At 58.6% G+C, this 25123-nt stretch carries 25 protein-coding genes; 23 read left to right on the plus strand and 2 right to left on the minus strand.

The genetic code is table 11. From position 1 onward, the window contains the following. Positions 1–246 precede the first annotated feature (246 nt). The 17 genes from DA915_RS02810 to DA915_RS02890 all read left to right on the plus strand — a co-directional run bounded on the left by DA915_RS02810 (position 247) and on the right by DA915_RS02890 (position 15299). Positions 247–918, plus strand: coding sequence for a response regulator transcription factor (locus tag DA915_RS02810; RefSeq protein ID WP_003503381.1), 672 nt, complete (start codon positions 247–249; stop codon positions 916–918). 105 nt (positions 919–1023) lie between these two features. After that, a complete protein-coding gene (locus DA915_RS02815; RefSeq protein WP_003503378.1) occupies positions 1024–2304 on the plus strand; it encodes a flagellar hook protein FlgE in 1281 nt (426 codons plus the stop codon). Between the two features lie 22 nt (positions 2305–2326). Next, the gene (flgK, locus tag DA915_RS02820; RefSeq protein WP_003503368.1) at positions 2327–3805 is read left to right on the plus strand and encodes a flagellar hook-associated protein FlgK; all 1479 of its coding nucleotides are present in this window, start codon (positions 2327–2329) and stop codon (positions 3803–3805) included. Positions 3806–3808: 3 nt separating this feature from the next. Continuing rightward, positions 3809–4912, plus strand: coding sequence for a flagellar hook-associated family protein (locus tag DA915_RS02825; protein WP_020010439.1), 1104 nt, complete (start codon positions 3809–3811; stop codon positions 4910–4912). A 34-nt stretch (positions 4913–4946) separates the two neighbouring features. After that, on the plus strand, positions 4947–5291 hold the full coding sequence (gene flaF / locus DA915_RS02830; protein ID WP_003503365.1) for a flagellar biosynthesis regulator FlaF: 345 nt from the start codon (positions 4947–4949) through the stop codon (positions 5289–5291). Then, a complete protein-coding gene (flbT, locus tag DA915_RS02835; protein WP_003503362.1) occupies positions 5288–5737 on the plus strand; it encodes a flagellar biosynthesis repressor FlbT in 450 nt (149 codons plus the stop codon). Before flaF ends, flbT begins: the two co-directional genes overlap by 4 nt. Beyond that, complete coding sequence (flgD, locus tag DA915_RS02840; RefSeq protein ID WP_107675090.1) at positions 5728–6198, plus strand: flagellar hook assembly protein FlgD; 471 nt, start codon at positions 5728–5730, stop codon at positions 6196–6198. The genes flbT and flgD overlap by 10 nt, the downstream gene beginning before the upstream one ends. 48 nt (positions 6199–6246) lie before the next feature. Next, complete coding sequence (fliQ, locus tag DA915_RS02845; RefSeq protein ID WP_003503352.1) at positions 6247–6513, plus strand: flagellar biosynthesis protein FliQ; 267 nt, start codon at positions 6247–6249, stop codon at positions 6511–6513. Between the two features lie 157 nt (positions 6514–6670). After that, positions 6671–8758, plus strand: coding sequence for a flagellar biosynthesis protein FlhA (gene flhA, locus DA915_RS02850; RefSeq protein ID WP_003503351.1), 2088 nt, complete (start codon positions 6671–6673; stop codon positions 8756–8758). After that, positions 8755–9510, plus strand: a complete 756-nt coding sequence (fliR, locus tag DA915_RS02855; protein ID WP_003503350.1) for a flagellar biosynthetic protein FliR — start codon at positions 8755–8757, stop codon at positions 9508–9510. Before flhA ends, fliR begins: the two co-directional genes overlap by 4 nt. A 15-nt stretch (positions 9511–9525) precedes the next feature. Continuing rightward, entirely contained in the window at positions 9526–9945 is a 420-nt protein-coding gene (locus DA915_RS02860) for a hypothetical protein (protein WP_003503349.1), read from the plus strand. Between the two features lie 115 nt (positions 9946–10060). Then, positions 10061–10618, plus strand: a complete 558-nt coding sequence (locus DA915_RS02865; protein ID WP_003503348.1) for a rod-binding protein — start codon at positions 10061–10063, stop codon at positions 10616–10618. Between the two features lie 29 nt (positions 10619–10647). Continuing rightward, entirely contained in the window at positions 10648–11016 is a 369-nt protein-coding gene (locus tag DA915_RS02870; protein ID WP_003503347.1) for a hypothetical protein, read from the plus strand. Further along, a complete protein-coding gene (locus tag DA915_RS02875; protein ID WP_107675091.1) occupies positions 11016–11555 on the plus strand; it encodes a flagellar basal body-associated FliL family protein in 540 nt (179 codons plus the stop codon). The genes DA915_RS02870 and DA915_RS02875 overlap by 1 nt, the downstream gene beginning before the upstream one ends. A gap of 202 nt (positions 11556–11757) precedes the next feature. Next, positions 11758–12432, plus strand: a complete 675-nt coding sequence (locus tag DA915_RS02880) for a WecB/TagA/CpsF family glycosyltransferase (protein WP_107675092.1) — start codon at positions 11758–11760, stop codon at positions 12430–12432. 114 nt (positions 12433–12546) lie between these two features. Beyond that, positions 12547–14322 (plus strand): hypothetical protein, encoded by a 1776-nt coding sequence (locus tag DA915_RS02885; RefSeq protein WP_107675093.1) that lies wholly within the window; start codon positions 12547–12549, stop codon positions 14320–14322. A gap of 77 nt (positions 14323–14399) precedes the next feature. Next, positions 14400–15299, plus strand: coding sequence for a bifunctional methylenetetrahydrofolate dehydrogenase/methenyltetrahydrofolate cyclohydrolase (locus DA915_RS02890; protein ID WP_020813066.1), 900 nt, complete (start codon positions 14400–14402; stop codon positions 15297–15299). 18 nt (positions 15300–15317) lie between these two features. Here DA915_RS02890 and DA915_RS02895 read toward each other — a convergent pair whose 3' ends face one another. Then, positions 15318–16343, minus strand: coding sequence for a LacI family DNA-binding transcriptional regulator (locus tag DA915_RS02895; RefSeq protein WP_003503341.1), 1026 nt, complete (start codon positions 16341–16343; stop codon positions 15318–15320). Between the two features lie 274 nt (positions 16344–16617). Between DA915_RS02895 and DA915_RS02900 the strand changes: the two genes are divergently transcribed. From DA915_RS02900 to DA915_RS02925, 6 genes are all read left to right on the plus strand, one after another. After that, positions 16618–17979 carry an ABC transporter substrate-binding protein gene (locus DA915_RS02900; protein WP_099085654.1) on the plus strand — a complete coding sequence of 454 codons (1362 nt, stop codon included), beginning with the start codon at positions 16618–16620 and terminating at the stop codon, positions 17977–17979. A 154-nt stretch (positions 17980–18133) separates the two neighbouring features. Continuing rightward, positions 18134–19147 carry a carbohydrate ABC transporter permease gene (locus DA915_RS02905; RefSeq protein WP_080865818.1) on the plus strand — a complete coding sequence of 338 codons (1014 nt, stop codon included), beginning with the start codon at positions 18134–18136 and terminating at the stop codon, positions 19145–19147. Between the two features lies 1 nt (position 19148). Further along, on the plus strand, positions 19149–20309 hold the full coding sequence (locus DA915_RS02910) for a carbohydrate ABC transporter permease (RefSeq protein ID WP_045022049.1): 1161 nt from the start codon (positions 19149–19151) through the stop codon (positions 20307–20309). A 37-nt stretch (positions 20310–20346) separates the two neighbouring features. Beyond that, positions 20347–22002, plus strand: coding sequence for an alpha-glucosidase family protein (locus DA915_RS02915; protein ID WP_107675094.1), 1656 nt, complete (start codon positions 20347–20349; stop codon positions 22000–22002). A 20-nt stretch (positions 22003–22022) separates the two neighbouring features. Then, positions 22023–23111, plus strand: a complete 1089-nt coding sequence (locus tag DA915_RS02920; RefSeq protein WP_107675095.1) for an ABC transporter ATP-binding protein — start codon at positions 22023–22025, stop codon at positions 23109–23111. Between the two features lie 240 nt (positions 23112–23351). Further along, complete coding sequence (locus tag DA915_RS02925; RefSeq protein WP_035236048.1) at positions 23352–23708, plus strand: hypothetical protein; 357 nt, start codon at positions 23352–23354, stop codon at positions 23706–23708. 19 nt (positions 23709–23727) lie between these two features. Here the strand turns inward: DA915_RS02925 and DA915_RS02930 are convergent, their stop codons facing one another. Continuing rightward, positions 23728–25092, minus strand: a complete 1365-nt coding sequence (locus DA915_RS02930; protein WP_107675096.1) for a metallophosphoesterase — start codon at positions 25090–25092, stop codon at positions 23728–23730. Positions 25093–25123 lie beyond the last annotated feature (31 nt).

A 25123-nucleotide genomic window follows, 5' to 3' on the forward strand; every position in this document is an offset into this window, starting at 1 on the left:
ATTTCGAAATGTGGCGATAGATTGATCGAAAAAAGGCATTTCAAGCGGTTTTTTCGGAATTTTGAAATTTCTACACAAAAATTTTGTGCCATATATGGTTAATACCCACTATATATAGATCAAATCGGCACAAAATGGTTAATCAATTATTAATAACTATCGATGATTTCCTACAGTTGTCGCTGAATCCCCCGATTCGTACCAATGCCTCATTGGAAAACACCACACTGATTCGGAGGCGGACGAATGATCGTAGTGGTTGATGAGCGCGAGCTCGTTAAGGACGGCTATACATCTCTATTTGGGCGTGAGGGCATTCCCTCGACCGGGTTCGATCCGGTCGAATTCGGGGAGTGGGTCTCGACGGCGGCGGAAAGCGATCTGGCGGCTGTGGAAGCCTTCCTGATTGGCCAGGGCGACCGGAGCTTTGCTTTGCCGAAGGCGATCAGGGATCGCACGACGGCGCCTGTCATCGCGGTCAGCGACCAACCCTCGCTGGAATCCACGCTGGCGCTGTTCGACAGCGGCGTCGACGACGTCGTGCGCAAGCCGGTTCATCCCCGTGAAATCCTCGCACGTGCGGCGGCTATCCGCCGCCGGCTGCAGGTCATCTCGAACTTCACAGATGCGGGGCCGATTCGGGTTTTCTCCGACGGCCGCGACCCCGAAGTGGGTGGCGAGGTATTTCCCTTGCCGCGCCGAGAGCGTCGTATCCTCGAATATTTGATCGCCAATCGCGGACGCCGCGTTTCCAAGGCGCAGATTTTCAATGCCATCTACGGCATCTTTGATGACGACGTCGAAGAAAACGTTGTCGAAAGCCACATCAGCAAGCTGCGCAAGAAGCTGCGCAAGAAGCTTGGCTACGATCCGGTCGATTCCAAGCGGTTCCTCGGCTACAGCATTGATTGGCAATGATTTTCATTGACCCGCGTGGTCTTTTTCAAACGCGGTATTTCCGACAGCTTCACGCAAGCCAAACGCTTTACCTTCTCCCTGAAAGATGACCACGAGGGTTTTTGAATGAGTATTTTCGGCACTATGCGAACCGGTGTGTCCGGCATGAATGCGCAGGCGAACAAGCTGGGGACCGTGGGCGACAACATCGCCAACGCAAGCACCACCGGTTACAAGCGTGCATCCACGTCGTTCTCCTCGCTCGTTCTGCCCTCCTCATCGGGCAGCTACGCCTCGGGCGGCGTACAGTCCAATGTTCGCTACAGCATTTCGGAGCAGGGAAACCTCTCCTACACCACCTCGAGCACCGACCTTGCCATTCAGGGCAACGGCTTCTTCGTGGTTCAGGATGGATCGGGCACGCCTTACCTGACGCGCGCCGGTTCGTTCCAGAAGAATTCGGAAGGGTACCTGGAAAACGCGGCCGGCTTCCAACTGATGGGTTACCCCTATGGTTCCAACCCGCCGGCGGCGGTCGTCAATGGCTTCACGGGTCTTGAAGCCATCAATGTCAATAATTTCGGCCTGACGGCATCGCCCTCCACGCAGGGCAGCTTCCCGGCCAATCTTAACCGTGGCGATACGGCTGTGGCCGCGGCATCGCTTCCGGGCACCAACTCCGCAACTGCGACGTTCGGCAACAAGACCTCGTTGACGGCATTCGATAGCGGCGGTGCGAAGGTACTTTACGATTTCTACTACACCAAGACTGACGACAATACTTGGGAAGTGGCGGTTTATCGTCAAGATCAGTCGACGAATGGCGGATTCCCCTACACGGCAACGCCAATAACTGACCTTGTTCAGGAAAAAGTCGAGCTGACATTCGATCCTGCTACCAACAAGCTCACCCCCACCTCGGATAAATCGATTACGATCAATGACCAGGTCAGCGGCGTGGCACAAGCGATCAATATCGACCTGTCTGAAATGACGCAGTTCTCGACCAAGTTTACGCCCGGTACTGCAGTTCTCGATGGCAACGGTCCGAGCCAGATCAAGGACGTCGAAATTGGCAAGGACGGCCTGGTAACGGCGGTCTATCAGGATGGCGGTCGCCGCAATATCTACCAGCTGGCATTGGCCACGGTGCCGAGCGTCGACAACCTCAGCCCGCAGAACGGTAACGTCTATCTGCCGAGCAACGAGTCGGGTGTTGTCACCATCGGCTTCGCGCAGACGGGTAGCTTCGGTTACATCCAGAAGGGTGCGCTGGAAGGGTCGAACGTCGATATCGCCAGCGAACTCACCGACATGATTGAATCCCAGCGTATCTACACAGCGAATTCGAAAGTCTTCCAGACTGGATCGGATTTGATGGACGTCCTGATCAATCTGAAGAGATAATACTTCTCACGAGGACAGATGAATGTCGCTCACGTCAGCAATGAATACTGCGCAGTCGATTTTCAATAATACAGGTAAGCAGACGGACGTTACCTCGAAAAACATTGCCAATGTCGGCAATGCGAACTACGTCAAGCGAACCGCCATTCTCGGCACGACCATGGCTGGAGCGAGTATCGTCTCCAACGGTCGTGCCCAGAATGAAAGTCTTCTCAGGCAGACAATCTCCAGCTCTTCTCTTGCTTCCGGCCAGAGCACCGTGCTCAACGGCCTTCAGGAAATGAAGAGCGTTTTCGGCGGCAACGACTACGAGAGTTCGCCGGCCACCTATATGAAGGAACTGCTGAAAAGCCTGGACGCTTACGCGGCCAAGCCGAGCGATGCCGCTCTGGCGGCGACGGCCGTCACCTCGGCCACGGATGTCGCCAGTTCCCTGAACAAGGCTTCGAGCGAATTGCAGGCGATGCGTCTGCGCGCCGACAAGGAAATCTCCCTCCAGGTCGACAAGCTGAACGGGCTACTCGCGAAGTTCGAGGAAGCCAATAACGAGGTCAAGGCGCAGACGGCGATCGGCGGCGATCCAAGCGACGCTCTCGATCAACGCGAAGCGCTTCTGAAGGACATCTCCTCCATCATCGGCATCAATGTCGTCAATCGCCCCAACAACGATGTGGCGCTTTATACGACTGACGGTGCGACGCTGTTCGAGATCGTGCCGCGCAGCGTGACCTTCAAGACGCAGCCGGGCTACGATGCGACGACCACGGGCAACGCCATTTATGTCGATGGCGTAGCGCTGAAGGCGGGCAGCGGCAGCAACACAACGGCGGAAGGATCGCTTCAGGGCCTGATGCAGGTGCGTGATGATCTGGCGCCGACGATGCAGAGCCAGCTCGACGAAATCGCGCGCGGCCTCATCACCATGTTTGCGGAAAAGCCCGCGGACCCGACCAGCGGTCTGCCAGACATGCCTGGCCTCTTCACCTATGGTTCGCCGTTGGCGACGACAATTCCGCCGGACGGAACTGTCTCTCCGGGGCTCGCGGCCAGCATTACCGTCAACCCGGCGTTAATTATTTCCAAAGGTGGCAATCCGGAATTGTTGCGTGACGGCGGTATCAACGGTACCGATTACGTGATCAATACCGCAACATCGGGTGGAACCGGTTTCTCCGCCCTGATCCGCAGCTATGTCACTGCTTTTGACGCGCCCATGAATTTTGCCGCGTCGACACGTATCGATACGAATACCAGCATCCTGAAATACGGCACCAACTCGATGGGGTGGCTCGAACAGGAACGTTCCGGCGCGACTTCGGCAAACGAAGCGAAAAGCGCGCTTTATGAGCGCTCCGCCACTTCCTATTCGAACAGCACGGCGGTCAGCCTGGACGAGGAACTGTCACTGCTCATGGATATCGAGCAATCTTACAAGGCCGCGACCAAACTGGTGACGACCGTTGATGAAATGCTCAAGTCCTTGATGGACATGGTGAGGTAAACGATGAAAACGTCATTCATTTCATCGCTGGCGATGCAGAACAGCATGCGCAGCACCATCCTCAAGGCTCAGCTTGAGATGACCAATCTCAATACCGAGCTGACGACGGGCAAGCATGCCGATCTCGGCGTGACGCTGGGCGCCAATACCGCCCGCAGCCTCGATCTCAATCGCGATATCGACCGCATCACCTCGCTGGTCAGCGTCAATTCGATTGCAACGCAACGCCTCAAATCCTCGCAGACTGCGCTGGACGGCATGGCGAAGGCCGCGCAGGAGATTCAGAAGGTTCTGGTCCCCAATACCAGCAGTGAAGCACCGACGCTGTCGACGGTCGCCCAGACCATCTCGAATGCGTTCAACAACTTCACCAGCTTCGCCAATACAGCGGTCAATGGCGAGTATCTGTTCTCCGGCATCAATACGGATGTGAAGCCTGTCGATGACTATTTCGCGGATGGATCTCCGCTGAAGGAAGCCTATGAGACGGAGCTGAACGCATTCATGGCGGCGCAGACGCCGCCGGTGGGTGATTTCGCCAGCCTGTCGAAACCGCAGGTCGAAGCGTTCATGACCCATATCGAAGGCGTGTTCAACGGCACGACCACGGTCACGAACCCGCCGCATAGCAGCCTGACGGCCGGCCAGAACTATGATTTCTGGACGACCTTCGGTTCGAAGGCGAGCGACACCAACATGACGAGCCGCATCAGCCAGAACGAGGTTGTCGAAACGTCGAGCAACAGCAATTCGCAGGGCATGCGTTATTTCGCATTGACCGCGATGACGTCCATGACCTTCCTCGACGCGAAGGTGGACAGCGGCATCCGCGAAATGGTGGCGATGAAGTCGGTGACCAATATCGGCACCGCCATCAACGGTCTGAACCAGCAGCAAAGCCAGCTCGGTCTTTCCGAAAGCCGTGTCTCGAAAGCCAATGATTCGCTGGAGGCCCAGAAGAAGATCATCGAAACGCATCTGCTGGATATTGAGGGGATCGATACCTACGAGGCGAAGACCCGTCTCGATCTGCTGCAGCAGCAGATTGAAATCGCATACAGCCTCACGTCGCGTCTGCAAAAAATGAGTCTGGTAAACTACCTCTGATGAACAGAGGTGGCGGCAGATAAAGGATACATGAATGTACCAGTTTTCCTACGCCGAAATCATGGAGGATGGTGTCGCCAACGCGAAAGATCGCGAGCGGCAGGCGTTGACCAAATCGATCGACCTTCTGGTGGAGGCAAGGGACTCCTCCTCGCAGCGGCCCACGATCGAAGCACTTTTTTACACTCGACGGGTCTGGATCCGCTTCATTGAGGATCTCAAGCAACCCGACAACCAGCTGGCCATGGAACTCAGAGCCAATCTGATCTCCATCGCGATCTGGATTTTGAAAGAGTGCGAACTGATCCGGAAACGTCAGTCGACGAATTTCCAGGGCATAATTGACGTGACAACCATCATCAGGGATGGACTGAAATGAAAAGTACACTTCGAATTTCGCTGAAATCAGGCGAAAAGATTTTCATCAACGGCGCGGTTCTGCGTGTGGATCGCAAGGTGGCGCTTGAATTCCTGAACGATGTCACGTTCCTGCTTGAAAACCACGTTCTGCAGCCCGACCAGGCGACGACGCCGCTCAGACAGCTTTATTTCATCGCGCAGATGATCCTCATCAACCCGGAAGGGCGCGATCAGTCGACCAACATGTTCCGCAAGTCGGTCAGCATGCTGCTGAATTGCTTCCAGCATGACGAGGTTCTGGCGGAACTCAAGCGGATCGACGGGCTGGTTGCGTCAGGTAAGGCTTTCGAAGCGCTCAAAGCTATTCGCGGTCTTTATCCAATCGAGGAAAAAATCCTCAACAATCAGGAAATGACCCCGGCAACGATCGAACAGATTCGCAAGGAGATCGCACCATGGCGGTAGATGCAGTCAATGCGGCAGCGGCAAACCCCTGGGCGAATGCCGGGGCGAGCAGCAGTGACAAGAACGCGGCCTCGCTGAACTATGACAGCTTCCTGAAACTCCTCATCGCCCAGATGAAGAACCAGGATCCGACCAGCCCGATGGATGCGGGTCAGCAGATGTCGCAGCTGGCAAGCTTCTCGCAGGTCGAGCAGACCATCAAGACCAACACCCACCTGAAGAGCATGCTGCAGGCGGAAGCCCTGACGCGCGCGTCCGATCTCGTCGGCAAGACCGTCATGAGCTCCGACGACAAGGTCACCGGCGTGGTCAAGGAAGTGCAGGTCTATTCGGACGGCGTTGTCGCCATCACCGAAGCTGGTGACAAGGTGCTGCTGCAGGCCGGCGTGACCTTCTCGAATGGTCCAATCAAGAGTACAGCTGATGACGGGACCGATTCGAATAAACCGGCTGGTTCCTGATATTGAAGAGGCGGCATGACGCCGCCTTTCCGGAATAAGGATGCGACGATGAACGAGGCCGATGCGCTTGATATCATGCAGGCGGCAGTCTGGACGGTTCTCGTCGCGGCCGGTCCGGCGGTTCTCGCCGCCATGATCGTCGGTGTCGTCATTGCCTTCATTCAGGCCCTGACCCAGGTTCAGGAAATGACGCTGACCTTCGTTCCCAAGATCGTCACGATCATGCTTGTCCTCGGTGTCGCCGCCCCCTTCGTGGGCGCGCAGATATCACTCTTTTCCAATCTCGTCTTTTCCCGCATTCAATCCGGCTTCTGACGCCCGTCCGCTATGGATGCCACCTTCGCGCAAGCTTCGGCGGCTAGGGATAGGTTGAAGCATCGGGCCGAATTGCGTTCGCTTTTCGAAAACCGGTGCCGCGGAACCGTGCGGCGGCTTTTCCGTCGCCCTTCTCATGAAGAGACAGGACGATTTTATGGCGCAACCACCAGTCATCTCCTTGCCCAAGGTAAGTCCGAGCATGCGAGACATCGGTTTCGCATTGGGCATTGTGGCGATCCTCTGCGTTCTCTTCCTGCCCATTCCGGTCATTCTGGTGGATATTGGCCTGGCGTTTTCGATTGCGCTTTCGGTGCTCATCCTCATGGTGGCGCTCTGGATTCAGCGGCCGCTGGATTTCTCGTCTTTCCCTACCGTGCTGCTGATCGCGACCATGATCCGCCTGTCGCTGAACATTGCGACGACGCGTGTCATCCTGTCCCACGGCAATGAGGGGCCGACGGCGGCCGGAGGCGTGATCGCGGGCTTCTCCAGCCTCGTCATGTCCGGCGACTTCGTCATCGGTCTCATCGTCTTTCTGATCCTGATCACCGTCAACTTCATCGTCATCACCAAGGGCGCAACGCGTATCGCCGAAGTCGGCGCCCGCTTCACGCTGGACGCCATCCCCGGCAAGCAGATGTCGATCGATGCGGATCTGTCCGCCGGTATCATCGATGAAAAGGAAGCACAGCGCCGCCGCCGCGAACTGGAAGAGGAAAGCTCCTTCTTCGGTTCGATGGACGGTGCCTCGAAATTCGTGCGCGGCGACGCGATCGCCGGCCTCATCATCACCGCGATCAATATTTTCGGTGGCATCATCATCGGTTATTTCCGCCACGGCATGCCGATCGGCGAAGCGGCCGACGTCTTCGTCAAGCTTTCGGTCGGTGATGGTATCGTCTCGCAGATCCCGGCCCTGATCGTATCGCTGGCCGCCGGCCTTCTGGTATCACGCGGCGGCACCGCCGGCTCGACGGATCAGGCGGTCGTCAATCAGCTGAGCGGTTATCCGCGCGCGCTGATGGTCTCGGCCATGTTGATGGGACTGCTCGCCGTCATTCCGGGCCTTCCCTTCCTGCCCTTCATCTTCCTCGGCGGCATCATGGCCTTCGGCAGCTGGTATATTCCACGCCAGGCGGAAGCCGAAAGCGCGCTGCGGCGTCAGGAAGAGGAGAACAAGGTTCTCCAGACCACCGAGGCGGAAAAGGATTCGGTCAAGCAGGTGCTGAAGACGGCCGAGATCGAATTGGCGCTCGGCAAGCAGGTTTCCACCCGTCTTCTCGGCGCGCATCAGGAGCTGGCTTTCCGCGTCGGCAAGATGCGCAAGAAATTCGCGAGCCAATACGGTTTCGTGGTGCCCGAGATCAAGGTCGCCGACGACATCATGATCCCGGAAAAGGCCTATCAGATCCGCGTCCACGGCACGACCATCGCCTCCAGCAGCCTGCGCGTCGGCGATGTTCTTGTCGTGACGGGTGCAGGGCGCAAGCCGAGCATTCCGGGCGACGAAATCCGCGAACCCGCTTTCGGCATGCCCGCCGTCTCCATCCTCGAAACCTTCACCGAGGATCTGAAGCGCGAAGGTTTCCACCCGATCGACAACGTCTCGGTGGTGCTGACGCATCTGAGCGAAGTCATCCGCAACAACCTGCCGCAGCTCCTGTCCTATAAGGACGTCAAAATCCTCATCGACAGGCTTGATCCCGAATACAAGAAGCTGGCCGACGAGATTTGCTCGTCGCATATGTCCTATTCCGGCCTGCAGGCGGTGTTGAAACTGCTGCTCGCCGAGCGCGTGTCGATCCGCAACCTGCATCTCATTCTCGAAGCCGTCGCCGAACTCGCGCCGCATGTGCGCAAGACGGAACAGATCGTCGAACATGTGCGGGTGCGCATGTCGCAGCAGCTCTGCGGCGATCTGGCCGACAATGGCGTGTTGCGTGTCCTGCGTCTCGGCAACAAGTGGGACATGGTTTTCCATCAGGCGCTCAAGCGTGACCAGAAGGGCGAAATCGTCGAATTCGACATCGATCCCCGCCATCTCGAGGAGTTTTCGGAGCAGGCCTCGAAAGTTATCCGTGAATTCATGGATCGCGGCCTGCCCTTTGTCCTTGTAACCTCACCGGAAACGCGGTCCTATGTGCGCATGATTATCGAGCGACTCTTTGCGACCCTGCCGGTTCTCTCGCACGTGGAACTTGCCAAGGGTCTCGAGATCAAGATTCTGGGCGCCATTTCATGATAACCGACCCGCAAGGGACAATTATCGCATTGTTCCTTGCCATTTGCCGTATCGGCGCCTGTTTCATGACCATGCCGGGCTTTTCCAGTTCGCGCATCTCGCCGCAGATTCGCATGCTTCTGTGCGTCGCGGTATCCATGGCGCTTCTGCCGGTGCTATGGGACACGATCTATCCGAAAGTCTCCGGCGCAAGCCAGGGTACGGTCGTCGGCCTCATCTTCACCGAGGTCGTCATCGGTTCGATGTATGGCCTGATCGCGCGGTTCTACACGCTGGGTTTTCAGTTTACCGGCGCGCTCATCGGCGCTTCCATTGGCCTCAGTGCGCCTGGCGGTGCCGATGTCATCGAAGACGTGCAGGAAAACCAGATATCCAACTTCATCACTTTGGGCGGCCTGCTGGTGCTGTTCATATTCGATTTCCATCACATCGTTCTCAAGGCGCTGGTGGATTCCTACACCGCCACACCGGTCGGCGCGCTCATCAGCGGCCAGAAGATGCTGATTACGCTGACTGATACGCTGAGAGCCTCCTTCTCGATCATGCTGCGGCTCGCCAGCCCCTTCGTGATTTACGGCCTGATGTTCAACGTCGCGGTTGGCCTCATCAACAAGCTTGCGCCGCAGATCCCGGTCTTCTTCATATCCACGCCCTTCATTCTCGCGGGCGGCATTTTCATGCTTTATCTGTCGGTCGCGGCCCTCATCCGGCAATTCGTGGATGGTTTCGGCCCGGTCTTCATCGGCTTTTGATCGGGAGAAAACGCCATGGCTTCGGACAAGCGCTCGGCCAAACTCAAACGTCTGGTAACGGTTCAGCGGCACATGGAGAAAATGGCCGAGGTGGAGCTGGCCGACACCACCCGCACCCGCACCGAAGTGGCGCAATCCATGGAGAACGTGCTGGAGGCGATGAGTTCCATGGAGCCGGTGCATCAGACATTCTCCAAGCATTATTCGGACCGTTACGGCCGTCTCGTTGTCCAGGACCGCCAGCTTGAAGGCGTCCAGCAATTTCAGGAAAACAAGGTCCTGAAGGAAAAGACCAAGGCCGACAGGCTCGAGGACAGGATGCATATTGCCCGCGATCTAGAAGATCGCGAGGCCGATGATAATGCAATCTATGATTTGTTAGAAATTACGAATGTTTCCCACACACCAGCCTCCAGCAAGGTTGGCGATCCATAATCTGTCCCATTGTTGCATCGCGGGCGTTTTTGAGGACGCCTCCGGCGATGTTTCTTGATTGAGCGGATGTGCCGGCTTTCTGTGCCGCCCATTCGTCAGCTCGGGAGATCTGGACGTGGCGATATCGGTGATAAGTGATCTGGTGATGGATGTGGTTCGCGCTGCGGATCCCCAGGAAGTTCAGGTCGCCCAGGAAAAACTCAAGGCGAACAAGGCGGCTTTTGCCGCGACCAGCCTTGCCGATGCCGGCAAGGGTTTTGGCGCCGCGGTCGACATGCTGGATGGCGCTTCCTCGAAGGCTGGCCTCGGCGACACCAATATCCGCGCGGCCCGCACCGAAATCCCGGAAACCTATCGCAAATATGAAGCCTCGGTACTCCAGACCTTCGTGGCCAACATGCTGCCGAAAGACAGCGAGGAAGTTTATGGCAAGGGTAATGCCGGCGAGATCTGGAAAAGCATGATGGCCGAACAGTTTGCCGACACGATCTCCAGAAATGGCGGCGTCGGCATTGCGGAACAAGCTTACAAGGATGCGCTGCGGAAGGCCGAAAGCAAAGGCATTACCGACGTATCGATGAATGAAAAAGACCATAATGCTGCAATTCGGATGGTGGCGGAGTTCGAGCGGCAGGTCCTCGGTGTTTCCAATGAGAAAACAGACGAGGCTTGAGAATGAAAAACCTTAACGAGGAGACAAGCATGGACCTTATGTCGAACGACCACCGTATCCAATCCGTTCTCGGCCGCCTTGAGATGATCATCGACAATGAGAACGACAATATCGGTAAGGACCCACAGTTCGACTTCAAGGTCTCCAATGCCCATAAGAGCCGTTGCCTTTATGAGCTGACGATGCTGTTCCGCGATACGCCGCGCGAGGAAATCGCCGCTGGCTATATGGAACAGGTCAAGGGCATCAAGTCCAAGCTTGCGACCAATGCCAGCCGCGTCGAGGCGCATCTGAACGCGGTTCGCGCCGTTGCGGACCTCTTGAAGAGCGCGATCCAGGAGGCCGATACGGACGGCACCTATTCGCAGGAACAGTTCATGTACGGCGCTGCCTCCTGATGTTGAAGCTTCTTCTCACCGGCGTCTGGGTTTGCGCCGTCACGCTCGGCGCGGTGTATTTCTCCGTCCAGTTGGCGACGGCGCCCGCGCCGGATGAGGCGGGGGCGAAAAAAGCCAGTCTGCAACTGGTCAAGGGCGAAAGCATCACGATCCCCGTCATCAATGACGGCGGGGTGAACGGCTATTTCCTTAGCCGTATTTCCTTGCGCGTCGACAAGACCAAGATGGCGAAGATCGAGCTGCCGGCAACGCAGCTGATGACCGATGAATTGTTCACGCTGCTCGCGGGTTCTTCCATGGTCAACATTGCCAACATCTCCACCTTCGATCCCGAAGCCTTCAAGCAGCGCATCCGCGAGGGGCTGAACAAGAGGCTCGATGACGAGGTGGTCGAGGATGTGCTGATCGAACAGCTCGATTATCTGTCGAAGGCCGATATTCGCGAGCAGAACGGTAACGGTACGCCCCGCTCGGTCAAGCTCGTAGAGGGCGAGAAGGTCGAAGTCGGAAAAGAAGCGGCTGCGGCGCCAAGTCATTGATGGCCAAGGGGCGAGGGGCTTCGGCCTGCTGCAGGATGCGGAGCATCTTTCTGGTTAATTGTCTCTTGCCGTATCCCCAAGCATTCGAGAGATTGCTTTCAAGCTAAATTCAACCTGCACCTGTATAAACAGACCCATGAACCACCATCCCGCAGGCCATGCTTCGGATCGGTGGCGATGGGTTTGGTATTGGGGGTTGGCAATGAGTTTCGCGTCAGGTTTCGCGCGGCCGGGATCGCAACGGAATATCCACGGACTGCGCGTCTGTGATCTCGATTGGAATGGGGCGCTGGAATTGGTCAGCGGCAGGGCTTCAGCCTGTGAAGGGCACACGATGCTGTCCTTTCTTACTCTCGAAAAAGCCAAGCTTTCGCTCAAGGACAATGCCTACCGACAGATTCTGGAAAGCTGCCTGCTTCTGCCGCAGGGCAAGGCAATGAGGGCCGCCGCGCGCAACGAGAATGGCGAGCCTCTGTCTGCCGCCATCGACGGCGTCGCCTTCACCATGGCGCTTCTGACCTATATGGCGGTGCCGAAGCGGATCGGTGTGGCGGGAGATGATGCGGCGCAGATCGGCGAGGTTCTCGCCAAGTTGCGGGCGCACGCGCCCTGGCACGATTTCGTCATGCTGAACCGCGATGCATCGGGCGTTAAGGTGGATGTTCTGCTGGCGGGAATGTTGAAGGAAAACCAGGAGACATGGCTGCACCGCACCGTCAGTCGCGAGAATGCGCGGGTCACCATCGCGGTTGGGTCCCTGTTCAAGGTCCTGTCATCGGAAGTGGCCGGCATGCCGGAAATTTTCCGCAAGCTTCACATGAGCTGGCTCTACAGCCTCTGCGCCGAACCCTGGCACATCGCGCTCGGCAAGAGCTGAGACAACGTCCGCAAGCGCCGCGTTAACCATTTGTTTGCCACGATCCTTTAACCTCTCGTAAGGTTTTGACAGTCGCCCGTGGCGGGCGGCACCGAGGGCGGCAGACGGCTTCAGATGGTTGACGACAATCCGGACATGATGGCGATCCGCCCTGACGAGGATGATGTCGCCGCGCCCGTATCGCAATGGCGCAGACATTGGCTGCGGCTCCTGACGTCCGGGTGCATCGCCGCCGCCACCGTTGCCGGGGCGGCCCTTCCGCTTCTGCTCATCGATTCCGGCTTTCGCGGTTATGTTTCGCAGGCCCGGATCGAGGTCTCCCAGACCGCTTACGATGCCCCCGACGCGGCCCGTTTTCTGGCGATGGCACGCCGCACCCTGCTTTCACCCTCCGGGCTCGACCGTATAACCGCCGATCTCAAGCTGAAGTCCGCCGATATGGTCGGCGTTCGCAATCAGGGTGAGCTTGGCCTGCTTTTCGACCTTCTGACCGGCGCGGATGCGCGTCCGCTGTCCGCGCGTGAGGCGTTGAACGGTGCGGTGGGCCAGGCGATCCGGCTGGAACTGACACCGGATGAAAATACGCTGATCGTGACCGGCAAGGCCGCGACGCCGGAAACCGCCATGCGGCTGACCGACTATCTTTCGATGCGCGTGATCGCGGATGGCAAGGCCGGCACGATGACACCAGCCATGCGCGAGACGGAGAGGGCGCGGACAAGGCTCGATGAGGCGGAAGCCGCGCTGAACGGTTTCCAGATGCGTCACGGTGATGCCGTAATGTCCGAGGTGCAGCAACTTGAGCAGCAGCTGCGCGATGTAAACGACAGGCTTGCCGGTATTACCCCGCAGCAACAGTCCATTCAGGCTGATTTGACGGCGGCTTCGGCCCTGAAGCCGAATGATGTCTTTGTGAAGCCTCTGCCGGTCGGCGTGGCTTTTTCGGCGCTTGATGATGTCAGGCAGAAGCATGCGAGCGCCAGCATGGCGCTTGCTGCCGTTTCGGTCGATTACGGCCCGAAACATCCCCGCAGCATCGCCGCCCAGAATGCCGTGGACGCGGCACAGGCACTTGCCGCCCCAGCATTGCGACAGTTGCTCGAAGGCCTGCGGGCGGATGAAAAGCGCATCGTTCAGGAGGTCGCGACCGCCAATGGCGAGCAAAGGAAATACCTAGACCGCCTGAGCGAGCTCGGTGTCGCCCCCGGCGAATTCTCGAGATTACAGGGTGAACTGGAAACAGCGCGAAATGCCTATCTGGAGGCAAGCGAACGCCGTGACCTGTCCGCATCCGCCACGCCTGCGGTCGAAACACGTTTGACCAAGAAGGCAACACCGGGAGAATTGACCCGCGACCTGACTCAGGCCGCCATGCTGGCGGGCGGCGGCGCATTAATTGGCCTGTTGGGCAGTCTCTATCTCCTGAGCTACCGTCGCCATGACGAAGAAGAAGAGGGCGCATTGATCGTCGAAGACGGCGCGCAACTTCCATCCTCCGTCGAGCCGCCGGTCCAGTTTCTGCAGATTTCGGAATTCGAACCGATCGAGCCGGCTGTGTTTGAAGATCTGCCGGATCTTGCCGCAGAGGGTAACATCGAGCCGGAGGAAGACAGCTTCGCCGATTATTACGGCGAGGCCGTCAATGACGACGACGATATGCCGCTGGACGAGCGCGTGCGGCAGGTCCTGATGGGCAGCCGCACGGTCAGGGCTGCTGATCCGGTATCCTCCGGGCTTCCTCCGCTCCTGGCGGAAGCCCTTGCCGGGCGCTTCGATCATGCTCAGGCCGAAGCCGAGGAACTGATGGAATTGCGACGTCAATTGGCGTTCCTGAGAGAGCGTCTTACCGATTACGCCGATCATCGCGAAGACTACCGCAAAACAGCCTGAAAACGCCGCATTTTAGCTTGCATTCCTGCGAAGGGGGCACCATACGGAGCCTACGTAACCCAGCAGGAGCAGGACGCATGGCAGTTGTGATTGACGGGAAGGCGAAGGCGGCTTCGGTAACGGAGGCGGTCCGCAAATCGGCAGAAGCGCTTGAGGCGGAAAAGGGCACAAAGCCCGGTCTCGCGGTTGTCATCGTCGGAAATGATCCGGCCAGCCACGCTTACGTGAACTCCAAAAGCAAGATGGCCAAGCAATGCGGTTTCAACTCCATCCAGCACACGCTGCCTGAAGAAACCACGCAGGGTGACCTTCTGAAGCTGGTCGGCGAACTGAACGCCGATGCCTCCATTCACGGCATTCTGGTGCAGCTGCCGCTGCCGAAACACTTCAATTCCGATGAAATCATCCAGTCGATCCTGCCCGAAAAGGATGTGGATGGTCTGAGCGTATTGAATGCCGGCAAGCTCGCGACCGGCGATCTCGCCACCGGTCTCATCTCCTGCACGCCCGCCGGCGCCATGCTTCTGGTGCGCGGCATTCACGGCGATGATCTCTCTGGCCTGAACGCTGTTGTCATCGGTCGCTCGAACCTGTTCGGCAAGCCCATGGGCCAGCTGCTGCTGAATGCCAATGCAACGGTGACGATGGCGCATTCGCGCACCAAGGATCTTGCCACCGTCTGCAAGACGGCCGATATTCTCGTCGCGGCGGTCGGCCGGGCGGCGATGGTGAAGGGTGACTGGGTGAAATCAGGCGCGACCGTCATCGATGTCGGCATCAACCGCATCCCCGCACCGGAAAAAGGTGAAGGCAAGTCGAAGCTGGTGGGCGATGTCGCCTATGATGAAGCAAGCGCCGTTGCCGCGGCCATCACGCCCGTTCCCGGCGGTGTCGGCCCGATGACGATCGCCATGCTGATGGCCAATACCGTCATCGCCGCCCATCGCGCAGAGGGTTTGACCGCGCCGAAGTTCTAAGCGGTTTAAAATGGCCAGCTACGCTTTCGGAGCCGGCCCCGTCGACGCGCGGACCACAAGTTCCGCCTTCCAGAGTTCCTGATGGGGTTCCGTCTGGTTGAGCTTGATCCGGTTGATCAGGCGCTGGCCCACACGCACCCCCGCAGCCCTCAGCGACGAGCGGGTGGTGGTGAGCGGCACGGAGAAATTATCGGGTTTCAGCAGCGGCAGCACGTCGTCATGGGCGATCAGCGAAATATCCTTGCCGGGTTTTAAGCCCCGCTGATTGAGCGAGCGGATCGCGCCGAGCGCAAGCGCGGTACTGGCGCAGAGGATGGCGGTCGGTTTTTCCGGGCGTGACAGCAGCGCCTCCATGCCGAGATAACCTTCCTCGTCGGTCATGCTGCCGTGCCTTACATTTTCCGCATGCAATGCCAGACCGTTTGCCGCCATCGCCTTTTCCACCCCGAGACAGCGGCGGAAGGTGAAATCATAACCCGCCGGGCCGTTCAGCAGCCCGATGCGCGTATGGCCAAGCTGGAGGAGAAGCTGGGTCGCATCGCGAAAAGCGCCCTCATTGTCCACGTCGAGATAGGGATAGTCCTCCTCCACGCCGATGGAGCGGCCATGCACGAGGAAGGGCAGGGAGAGCGACTGCATCATGGCGATGCGTGGATCATTGTTCTTCATATAGGCGAGATAGATGCCGTCGACGCTGCCGCTGGCCGCCAGACCCCGCAGGGCTTCGCGCTCCTTTTCCGGCTCGGTTGGCATGATGACAAGATGAAAGCCGCTGCGCGACGCTTCCTCACCGAGGCCGCTCAGGAATTCGCCGAAATGCACATCCGAACGATGATGCTCGCCAATCGGCATCACAAGTCCGATGGAGCCAACCTTGCCTGTCGCCAGCCGTTGCGCTGCCGCATTCGGGCGATATCCGGTTTTTTCGGCAGCCTCCATGACACGGCGGCGCGTTTCGGCGCTGACTTCCGGATAGCCGTTGAGCGCCCTGCTGATGGTCGTCTGCGAAATGCCCAGCAGTTGCGACAACTGTTTCAGGTTCATGTCTGTCATTTCCTCCATGCGCGCGCCCGAGAATACGGCAAGGCCGCTCCTCACTTCCCAAAGCGCTTTAGATTTTTACCAGCCTCCACCGCATTTCTCAATCGAAAAGGATAGCCGCCTTCCTAATTAAATATGACTATTCATAAGGTGCTGCAACGTTTCCGAATAAAGAGCCTCTTGACTCTGTCTTAATGACAATGAGATGAATAGGCAGCCAAAGCGCTTTGATTGGAGAGGACGCTTTGAGCCTTTTATGTGATGGGAGGTAAATCACATGCGGAAGACTCTTTTGGCGACGGCTGCTGTCATGGCATTGCTGTCCGGTGCGGCCTTTGCCGCCGATCTGAAATTTGCACCCGGCGGGGACGCCAAGTTCAACTGGAAAAGCTACGAGGACTTCAAGGCGGCCCATGCCGACCTGAAGGGCCAGACGCTGACGATTTTCGGCCCCTGGCGTGGTGAGGACGAGGCTCTGTTCCAGTCGGTGCTCGCCTATTTCGCTGACGCGACCGGCGTGAATGTCCGTTATTCCTCGTCGGAAAACTACGAGCAGCAGATCGTCATCGATACGCAGGCAGGTTCGCCGCCCAATATCGCCATTTTGCCGCAGCCCGGCCTTCTGGCCGATCTCGCCGCCAAGGGCTTCCTCGTGCCGCTCGGCGATGTGACCGCCAGCTGGGTCAAGGAAAATTACGGTGCGGGCCAGTCCTGGGTCGACCTCGGCAGCTACAAGGGCAAGGACGGCAACAAGGCCTATTTCGCTTTCCCCTTCAAGGCGGATGTTAAGTCGCTCGTCTGGTATGTGCCTGAGAACTTCGAGGAAGCGGGCTATAAGGTGCCCGAGAGCATGGAAGACCTGCTCAAGCTCACGGACCAGATCGTTGCCGATGGCGGCACGCCCTGGTGTATCGGTCTCGGTTCTGGCGGCGCGACCGGCTGGCCGGCAACCGACTGGGTGGAAGACCTGATGCTGCGCACGCAGCCGCTCGATGTCTACCAGAAATGGACGACGAACGAGGTCAAGTTCACCGATCCGGCCGTGGTCGAGGCGATCAACGAGTTCGGCAAATTCGCCAAGAACGAAAAATATGTGAGCGGCGGTGTTGCGGCCGTGGCCTCCACCGACTTCCGCGACAGCCCCAAGGGCCTCTTCGACATTCCGCCGAAGTGCTACCTGCACCATCAGGCGTCGTTCATTCCGTCCTTCTTCCCTGAGGGCACCAAGGTGGGGACGGATGCGGATTTCTTCTACATGCCGACCTATGCGTCCAAGCCTGAACTCGGCAAGCCGGTTCTCGGCGCCGGCACGCTCGTCACCATCACCAAGGAAGCGCCGGCTGCCAAGGCATTTGTCGAATTCCTGCAGACCCCGATCGCGCACGAAGTGTGGATGGCACAGTCCAGCTTCCTGACGCCGTATAAGGGCGTGAATGTCGAGACTTATGCCAACGAGCAGATGAAGCGCCAGGGCGAAATCCTGACGACCGCGACAAGCTTCGGTTTCGACGGTTCCGACCTGATGCCCGGCAAGATCGGCGCCGGTGCATTCTGGACCGGCATGATCGATTTCGTCGGCGGCAAGTCCGCCGATCAGGTCGCTTCCGATATCCAGAAGGCCTGGGACGGCCTGAAGTAACAATCGGCCGAGCAGATTCCGGAAAAGTGTTCTGCGGTTTTCCGATCAGAATCTGCGGTAAAAAGGCCCGGCGGCTCGCTGCCGGGTCTTACCAACGGAACGGCCCAACGACCGTATAAATCAGCGCGGCGCGGAGAGGATCAAGGGAGGGAACATGGCTCAACAACTCGTGTCTGCCATCGGCGTCATGGTAGCAGGTGTTTTCGCCTGCGCTGCCTATTACTGGCTATCCGACAAGGCGCTGCAGGCAATCTTTCCCGTCCGCTCGGGAGACGTCATTCATGCATCCCGCAACCTCAACCGCCGCGCCGCCGTCCGGCCGTGGCTGTTCATCGGCCCGGCGCTGATCCTTCTGCTCGTTTATCTGGTCTATCCCGTTATCGCGACGCTGATCCTGTCCTTTTATGACCGTACAGGCAGCGAATTCGTCGGTCTCGCCAATTATCGCTGGGCGTTTTTTGACGCCGGTTTCCGCCAGTCGATCTTCAACAATATTCTCTGGCTGGCCGTCGTGCCGGCCGCCTGCACCTTCTTCGGCCTCGTCATCGCCGTCATGACCGACCGCATCTGGTGGGGCAATATCGCCAAATCCATCGTCTTCATGCCGATGGCGATCTCTTTCGTCGGTGCCTCCGTCATCTGGAAATTCATTTACGAGTATCGCGCCGAAGGGCAGGTGCAGATCGGTCTTTTGAATGCGGTCGTCGAGTTTTTCGGCGGTAATCCGCAGGTGTGGATTTCCATGCCGTTCTGGAACAATTTCTTCCTGATGGTCATCCTCATCTGGATCCAGACCGGTTTCGCCATGGTCATCCTGTCGGCGGCGCTGCGGGGCATTCCCGAGGAGACCATTGAGGCGGCGGTCATCGATGGCGCCAATGGCTGGCAGATCTTCTGGAAGATAATGGTTCCGCAAATCTGGGGCACCATCGCCGTTGTCTGGACCACGATCACCATTCTCGTGCTCAAGGTTTTCGACATCGTGCTGACCATGACCAACGGCCAGTGGAACACCATGGTGCTCGCCAATCTCATGTTCGACTGGATGTTCCGCGGTGGCGGCGACAGTGGCCGAAGTGCTGTCATAGCACTCATCATCATGGCGGCCGTCACCCCGATCATGGTCTGGAACATCCGCCAGGCCAACCGCGAGATGGAGGGCCGCTGAGATGAATATCGTAAAACGCCTTCGCCGCGTCGGCCTGCCGCGCCTCATCGTCCACGCCAGCGTCCTCGTCGTCGTGCTTCTCTGGCTTTTGCCCACGCTCGGCATTCTCGTCAGCTCGCTGCGCGACAAGGACCAGATCACCGTATCGGGCTGGTGGACGGCCTTTTCCAGTTCCGAACAGACCGCGGCGGTTCGCCTTGCCGACGCTGCCGTGCAGAAGCAGGACGGAAACCGCTACGTGATATCAGGCAATGTCTTTGAAAACGGCGCGGGCGGAAAAGTCTCCGCCTTCGGCGTGCGTGTTCAGGAGCCGAGAGCCTTCAAAGCGGGTGAAGCGGCTGATATCGGCGATGGCGAGACGCTGCTCGTCAATGCGGACGGTACCTATGAATACAGCAAGGCCTCCAGCTTCGAGGGTTCTCGCGGCAAGCGCGTCTATATTTCCGTTGGAACGCCGCCGGTCTTCACGCTCGATAATTATCGAACGGTCCTGACCTCGGAAGGCATCGGCCAGTCCTTCGTCAACTCGCTGACGGTGGCCGTGCCCGCGACAGTCATTCCCATTCTCATCGCCGCCTTTGCCGCTTACGCCCTGTCATGGATGAGCTTTTCCGGCCGCAATTTTCTGATTGCGATGGTGGTGGGTCTGATCGTCGTGCCGTTGCAGATGTCGCTGATACCGCTCCTGAAACTCTACAACGAAATCGGCAATATCTTCGGCGTGCCGTCCAAGACCTATGCCGGCATCTGGCTGGCGCATACCGCCTTCGGTCTGCCGCTCGCCATCTACCTGCTGCGCAACTACATTTCCGGCCTGCCGAAAGAGATCATCGAAAGTGCCCGCGTCGATGGTGCGAGCGACTTCGAAATCTTCGTCAAGATCATCCTGCCGCTGTCATTCCCGGCACTCGCCTCCTTCGCCATCTTCCAGTTCCTGTGGACCTGGAACGACTTGCTCGTCGCCATGGTCTTCCTCGGCACGCAGAAGGACGAGTTGGTGCTGACCGGTGCCTTGAACGCGTTGCTCGGTTCGCGCGGCGGCAATTGGGAAATCCTCACCGCCTCGGCCTTCGTCACCATCGTCGTGCCGCTTGGCGTCTTTTTCGCCCTTCAACGTTATCTCGTGCGCGGCCTGCTCGCAGGCTCCGTCAAGGGAGGCTGATTATTCCATGAACGCCCATACGAGACAGGATGAGACTATGACCGCTCCGGTGACTTCCGCTTTGACGCCCAACAAGGATTGGTGGCGCGGCGCTGTGATCTACCAGATTTATCCGCGCTCCTATCAGGATTCCAATGGCGACGGCATCGGCGATCTCAAGGGCATCACCGACCGGCTGGCGCATATTGCCGGTCTCGGCGCTGACGCCATCTGGATTTCGCCGTTCTTCACTTCGCCGATGAAGGATTTCGGTTACGACGTCTCGAACTATGTCGATGTCGATCCGATGTTTGGCACGCTAGCCGATTTCGATGGGTTGATCGCTGAAGCCCACCGCCTCGGCGTTCGCGTGATGATCGATCTCGTCATGTCGCACACCTCGGACCAGCATCCATGGTTCGTGGAAAGCCGCGCCAGCCGCAACAATCCGAAATCGGACTGGTATGTCTGGTCGGACAGCAAGCCGGATGGCACGCCGCCCAACAACTGGCTGTCGATCTTCGGCGGCTCCGGCTGGCAGTGGGATCCGACCCGCATGCAATATTACATGCACAACTTCCTGACCTCGCAGCCGGACCTCAACCTGCATAATCCGGAAGTTCAGGAAGAGCTGCTGAACATCACCCGCTTCTGGCTGAAGCGCGGCGTCGATGGTTTCCGCCTCGATACCATCAACTTCTATTTCCACGACCTTGAGCTGCGCGACAACCCGGCGCTGGCGCCGGAGCGCCGCAATGCCTCCACCGCGCCTGCGGTCAATCCGTATAACTTCCAGGAACATCTCTACGACAAGAACCGCCCGGAAAACCTCGCCTTCCTGAAGCGTTTCCGCGCCGTGCTGGACGAGTTTCCGGATATCGCCGCCGTCGGTGAAGTGGGCGACAGCCAGCGCGGTCTCGAAATCGTCGGTGAATACACCTCCGGCGACGACAAGATGCAGATGTGCTACGCCTTCGAATTCCTGGCGCCGGATGCGCTCACGCCACAGCGTGTCGCCGATGTGCAGGCGGATTTCGCCAAGGCCGCGCCGGAAGGCTGGGCCTGCTGGGCTTTCTCCAACCACGATGTCGTGCGCCATGTCAGCCGCTGGGGCGAACATGTCGAGGACAAGGACGCTTTCGCCAAGGTGCTTTCGGCGCTACTCATGACGCAGCGCGGTTCCGTCTGCATCTATGAGGGCGAGGAGCTGGGCCTCACCGAAGCCGATATCGCTTTCGAGGACTTGCAGGACCCCTACGGCATCCAGTTCTGGCCGGAATTCAAGGGCCGCGACGGTTGCCGCACACCGATGGTGTGGGACGCCGGCCACTCGCAGGCGGGCTTTTCCACCGCCGACAAGACATGGCTGCCCATTCCGGCCGAACACAAGCAGCGCGCCGTCAGCGCCCAGCAGGGCAACGAGGCATCCGTGCTGGAGCATTACCGCCGGTTCCTTTCCTTCCGCAAAAAGCATCCGGTTTTCGCCAAGGGCGGCATCGAGTTCCAGCCGGTGGAGGGCGATGTGCTGAGCTATACCCGCACGCTCGGTAACGAAACCGTTCTGTGCCTCTTCAATCTGTCCGCGACCCCCGCAAAGGCGACGCTGCCGGAAGGGAACTGGGAGGTTCTCGAGGGGCACGGCTTTGCAAGCGGCCTTGAAAGCAAAACCGCAGAACTTCCGGCATGGGGCGCTTTCTTCGCCCGTTACGCCTGACAGATGAGGGAGGAACACCCATGACAAGTCTCGTTCTCAAGGATATCCGCAAATCATACGGGCAGGTGAAGGTTCTGCACGGCATTGATCTGGAGATCGAACAGGGCGAATTCATCGTTTTCGTCGGCCCCTCGGGCTGCGGAAAATCGACGCTTCTGCGCATGATCGCCGGTCTGGAAGAAATCACCGGCGGCGAGATGTTTATCGACGGCCAGCTCGTCAATGAAATCCCGCCTTCGCGCCGGGGCATTGCCATGGTGTTCCAGTCCTATGCGCTTTATCCGCACATGACTGTCTATGACAACATGGCCTTCGGCATGAAGATCGCCAAGGAAAGCCGCCAGGAAATCGATCGCCGCGTTCGCGCTGCGGCTGAAATCCTGCAGCTGACGCAATATCTGGAGCGTCTGCCGAAGGCTCTGTCCGGCGGCCAGCGCCAGCGCGTCGCCATCGGCCGCGCGATCTGCCGCAATCCGAAGGTCTTCCTGTTCGACGAGCCGCTTTCGAACCTTGATGCCGCACTGCGTGTCGCAACCCGTATCGAGATCGCCAAGCTCAATGAGCAGATGGCCGATACGACGATGATCTACGTCACCCACGACCAGGTGGAGGCGATGACGCTGGCGGACCGTATCGTCGTTTTGAATGCGGGTCGCGTGGAGCAGGTCGGCGCGCCGCTCGAACTTTACGAAAACCCGGCCAACCTCTTCGTGGCGCGCTTCATCGGCTCGCCCGCCATGAACATCATCGCTGGGAAGATTGTCGGGACCGGGGAGCGGACGTCGATCGAACTGGCGGGTGGCAAGACGCTCGCCGTCAATGTTCCGACCCCCGCCACCGAGCGGGGCAAGTCCGCCAGCTTTGGCGTGCGGCCGGAAGATCTGAGCATCGTCACCGGCGATGATTATCTTTTCGAAGGGAAAGTATCGATCGTCGAGGCTCTCGGTGAAGTGACCCTGCTTTATCTCGAAGCACCCAAGGGGCAGGAGCCCATCATCGTCAAGGCGCCGGGCATTGTTTCGGTCGCCAAGGGGCAAACCCTGCGTTTCGCCGCTCCGCAGGAAAAGCTTCACCTCTTTAATGCCGAGGGCAAGACCTACCGCGTCTAATTGCTATCGACCTCAAAAACATCCCCCGGAACGTCCTCGTTCCGGGGTTTTTCCTGACCTTTTTACGGCTGTGGAAAAATGTCGGAAATGTCCCGCTTCCGGTCTGTTTAAGCCTGCGCTGATATGAATTGTTAAAGACTATGGCCTAGTCTCGATCCATTGACTGAGCATGGGAGTCTGGGCGTGCAGAGCGGTACGGGTGTCATCAGGAACCATTACCTGAGCAAGGAAGAATCCTTCATGTATGACCGCGAAAGCCGGTTCCGCATGGAAGATACCATGAACGCCGCACGCATCGAATATACCGAAAAGGCCGTGATGCACATGGCGGCGCGCCGCTGCGACGTCATCCGCATCTCCCAGACGGAAGCGGTGCTGGCACTGCTGACGAAATATAACCTGCCGAACCAGTTCTATCTCGATATTCCCGACGCCCGCATCACCAAGATCGGCTGCGTGATGTTGCGCGTCAACGCCAACAACACGATCCATGTCCGTTTCCTGCGCATGCTGACGCAGAAGGAACTGGACCGCATTTTCGTGTTCAGCACACATCCGGCACACAGGGACCGGAAGCTCGATATCAGGTCGTTCTGAGACCTGATGATCTGCGGCCTTAAGAAAGCCCGCCCAGAGCCGTCTGCTTCAGCTTCACATCCGGCACCTCGGTGAAGGTCAGGTCACCGCGGCCGAAATAGGATTTCTGGTTGGTCGCGGACCAGTCGTTGCAGACCAGCTTGTAGCGCTCTTTCTTCTCGGGCTTCTCCGGCATGGCGTAGAGATAGTCGCCGGTACGTGCGGCGAGCGGAATGTCGCCATCCTGGTTGCATCGTTTGAGGATTTGCGAAAGCGCCTCGCCGTCCACTTCCGTCACCATCAGCTTGCCGTCGAAACGCAGCGAGGCGTTGAAATCATGACGGCGAATATCGCCCTCAGGTAGGCCCGCGCCGAAGGAAGTGTGGCCGACGAAACCGACATCTGCGCCGGTTTTTGCGGCGATAAGCTGCGCCACATGGCGACCCGCCTCGTCGACGGTCATCGCCTTCGCCGATTTGCCGACAACTTCCCGTTCTTCCGCCGTCAGATGCTTTTCAAGCGTCTGCTCGATCAGGGCCTTGAGGGCGGGGGATGCGGGAGCGCCGCGATCGATGGCGATCGTCTCGATGGCCGCAGCCTTGCCGGGAGCCGCAAAGGTCGCCACCGTCATGGAGGTGCACCATGAGCCGGTATGGACATAGCGGGTAGCACCCTGTTCATGCACGAAGTTCAGATGGTCATGGCCGCCGACAAGCAGGGTGCCATCCGGCAGCAGCGGCAGGATATCGCGGTCTGCGACGACGCCGGCATGGCTGAGAACGATGTTGATCGCGTCCGGTTTGACGATACCGGGAAGATTGGCCTTGGCCCACTCGACAGGCTGCGGAATGTCGAGCATTTCGCGCGTGGCCTTCGGGTAGGTGTTGATCGCATTGGTGGCGAGACCCGTGAGGATGACCTTCCGCTCGCCAACGCTCATCTCGGCACTTTCGGGCGCATAGGGTTTGCCGCTGCGCTTGTCGATGATGTTGGAAAGCACGGTGATGCCGAGCGCGCGGGCGCGGCTGACGAAATTGGCAAGGTCATTGTCGATATCGGGCTCATGATTGCCGATATTGATGACCGTGGGAGCGAGCTTGGCGAGCGCCGTGAGGAAGGTCCATTCGATCTCGCCGGCCGAACGTGTAGCCACCGCGTTGCCGAGTTCGAAAAGATCGCCATTCAGCAAGATGATGTGGGGCGCCTTGTCGGCAGCGATGCGCGTTTCGATGGCCGCGAGAAGCTGGCCGATGCGCTCATAGGCCGAATGCAGGTCGGAGATGACGATTGCACGCAGGGCCACGTCCTGCGCCATGACAGACGTTGCCGCCACCATCAGCGGCAGCATGGCGGTGCCGGCCATAAGCTTCAGCACATCGCGGCGTTTGCTTGAGAAAATCGTCATGTCAGGCCCCATCATCCGAAACTGCGCCGTC

This window comes from Agrobacterium sp. LAD9 (assembly GCF_003031125.1).
In the GTDB taxonomy this organism is placed as follows: Bacteria; Pseudomonadota; Alphaproteobacteria; order Rhizobiales; family Rhizobiaceae; genus Agrobacterium; species Agrobacterium radiobacter.

Bases quoted from the DNA above. Each gene is read 5' to 3' on its own strand.
- DA915_RS02870 (WP_003503347.1), top strand. From the start codon at position 10,648: ATGGACCTTATGTCGAACGACCACCGTATCCAATCCGTTCTCGGCCGC.
- DA915_RS02885 (WP_107675093.1), top strand. From the start codon at position 12,547: ATGGTTGACGACAATCCGGACATGATGGCGATCCGCCCTGACGAGGAT.
- fliR (WP_003503350.1), top strand. From the start codon at position 8,755: ATGATAACCGACCCGCAAGGGACAATTATCGCATTGTTCCTTGCCATT.
- DA915_RS02910 (WP_045022049.1), top strand. From the start codon at position 19,149: ATGAATATCGTAAAACGCCTTCGCCGCGTCGGCCTGCCGCGCCTCATC.
- DA915_RS02810 (WP_003503381.1), top strand. From the start codon at position 247: ATGATCGTAGTGGTTGATGAGCGCGAGCTCGTTAAGGACGGCTATACA.
- DA915_RS02880 (WP_107675092.1), top strand. From the start codon at position 11,758: ATGAGTTTCGCGTCAGGTTTCGCGCGGCCGGGATCGCAACGGAATATC.
- DA915_RS02920 (WP_107675095.1), top strand. From the start codon at position 22,023: ATGACAAGTCTCGTTCTCAAGGATATCCGCAAATCATACGGGCAGGTG.
- flgK (WP_003503368.1), top strand. From the start codon at position 2,327: ATGTCGCTCACGTCAGCAATGAATACTGCGCAGTCGATTTTCAATAAT.
- flgD (WP_107675090.1), top strand. From the start codon at position 5,728: ATGGCGGTAGATGCAGTCAATGCGGCAGCGGCAAACCCCTGGGCGAAT.
- DA915_RS02900 (WP_099085654.1), top strand. From the start codon at position 16,618: ATGCGGAAGACTCTTTTGGCGACGGCTGCTGTCATGGCATTGCTGTCC.
- DA915_RS02815 (WP_003503378.1), top strand. From the start codon at position 1,024: ATGAGTATTTTCGGCACTATGCGAACCGGTGTGTCCGGCATGAATGCG.
- DA915_RS02925 (WP_035236048.1), top strand. From the start codon at position 23,352: ATGTATGACCGCGAAAGCCGGTTCCGCATGGAAGATACCATGAACGCC.
- DA915_RS02860 (WP_003503349.1), top strand. From the start codon at position 9,526: ATGGCTTCGGACAAGCGCTCGGCCAAACTCAAACGTCTGGTAACGGTT.
- DA915_RS02895 (WP_003503341.1), bottom strand. From the start codon at position 16,343: ATGAACCTGAAACAGTTGTCGCAACTGCTGGGCATTTCGCAGACGACC.
- flbT (WP_003503362.1), top strand. From the start codon at position 5,288: ATGAAAAGTACACTTCGAATTTCGCTGAAATCAGGCGAAAAGATTTTC.
- DA915_RS02930 (WP_107675096.1), bottom strand. From the start codon at position 25,092: ATGACGATTTTCTCAAGCAAACGCCGCGATGTGCTGAAGCTTATGGCC.
- fliQ (WP_003503352.1), top strand. From the start codon at position 6,247: ATGAACGAGGCCGATGCGCTTGATATCATGCAGGCGGCAGTCTGGACG.
- DA915_RS02915 (WP_107675094.1), top strand. From the start codon at position 20,347: ATGACCGCTCCGGTGACTTCCGCTTTGACGCCCAACAAGGATTGGTGG.
- DA915_RS02875 (WP_107675091.1), top strand. From the start codon at position 11,016: ATGTTGAAGCTTCTTCTCACCGGCGTCTGGGTTTGCGCCGTCACGCTC.
- DA915_RS02825 (WP_020010439.1), top strand. From the start codon at position 3,809: ATGAAAACGTCATTCATTTCATCGCTGGCGATGCAGAACAGCATGCGC.
- DA915_RS02890 (WP_020813066.1), top strand. From the start codon at position 14,400: ATGGCAGTTGTGATTGACGGGAAGGCGAAGGCGGCTTCGGTAACGGAG.
- flhA (WP_003503351.1), top strand. From the start codon at position 6,671: ATGGCGCAACCACCAGTCATCTCCTTGCCCAAGGTAAGTCCGAGCATG.
- flaF (WP_003503365.1), top strand. From the start codon at position 4,947: ATGTACCAGTTTTCCTACGCCGAAATCATGGAGGATGGTGTCGCCAAC.
- DA915_RS02905 (WP_080865818.1), top strand. From the start codon at position 18,134: ATGGCTCAACAACTCGTGTCTGCCATCGGCGTCATGGTAGCAGGTGTT.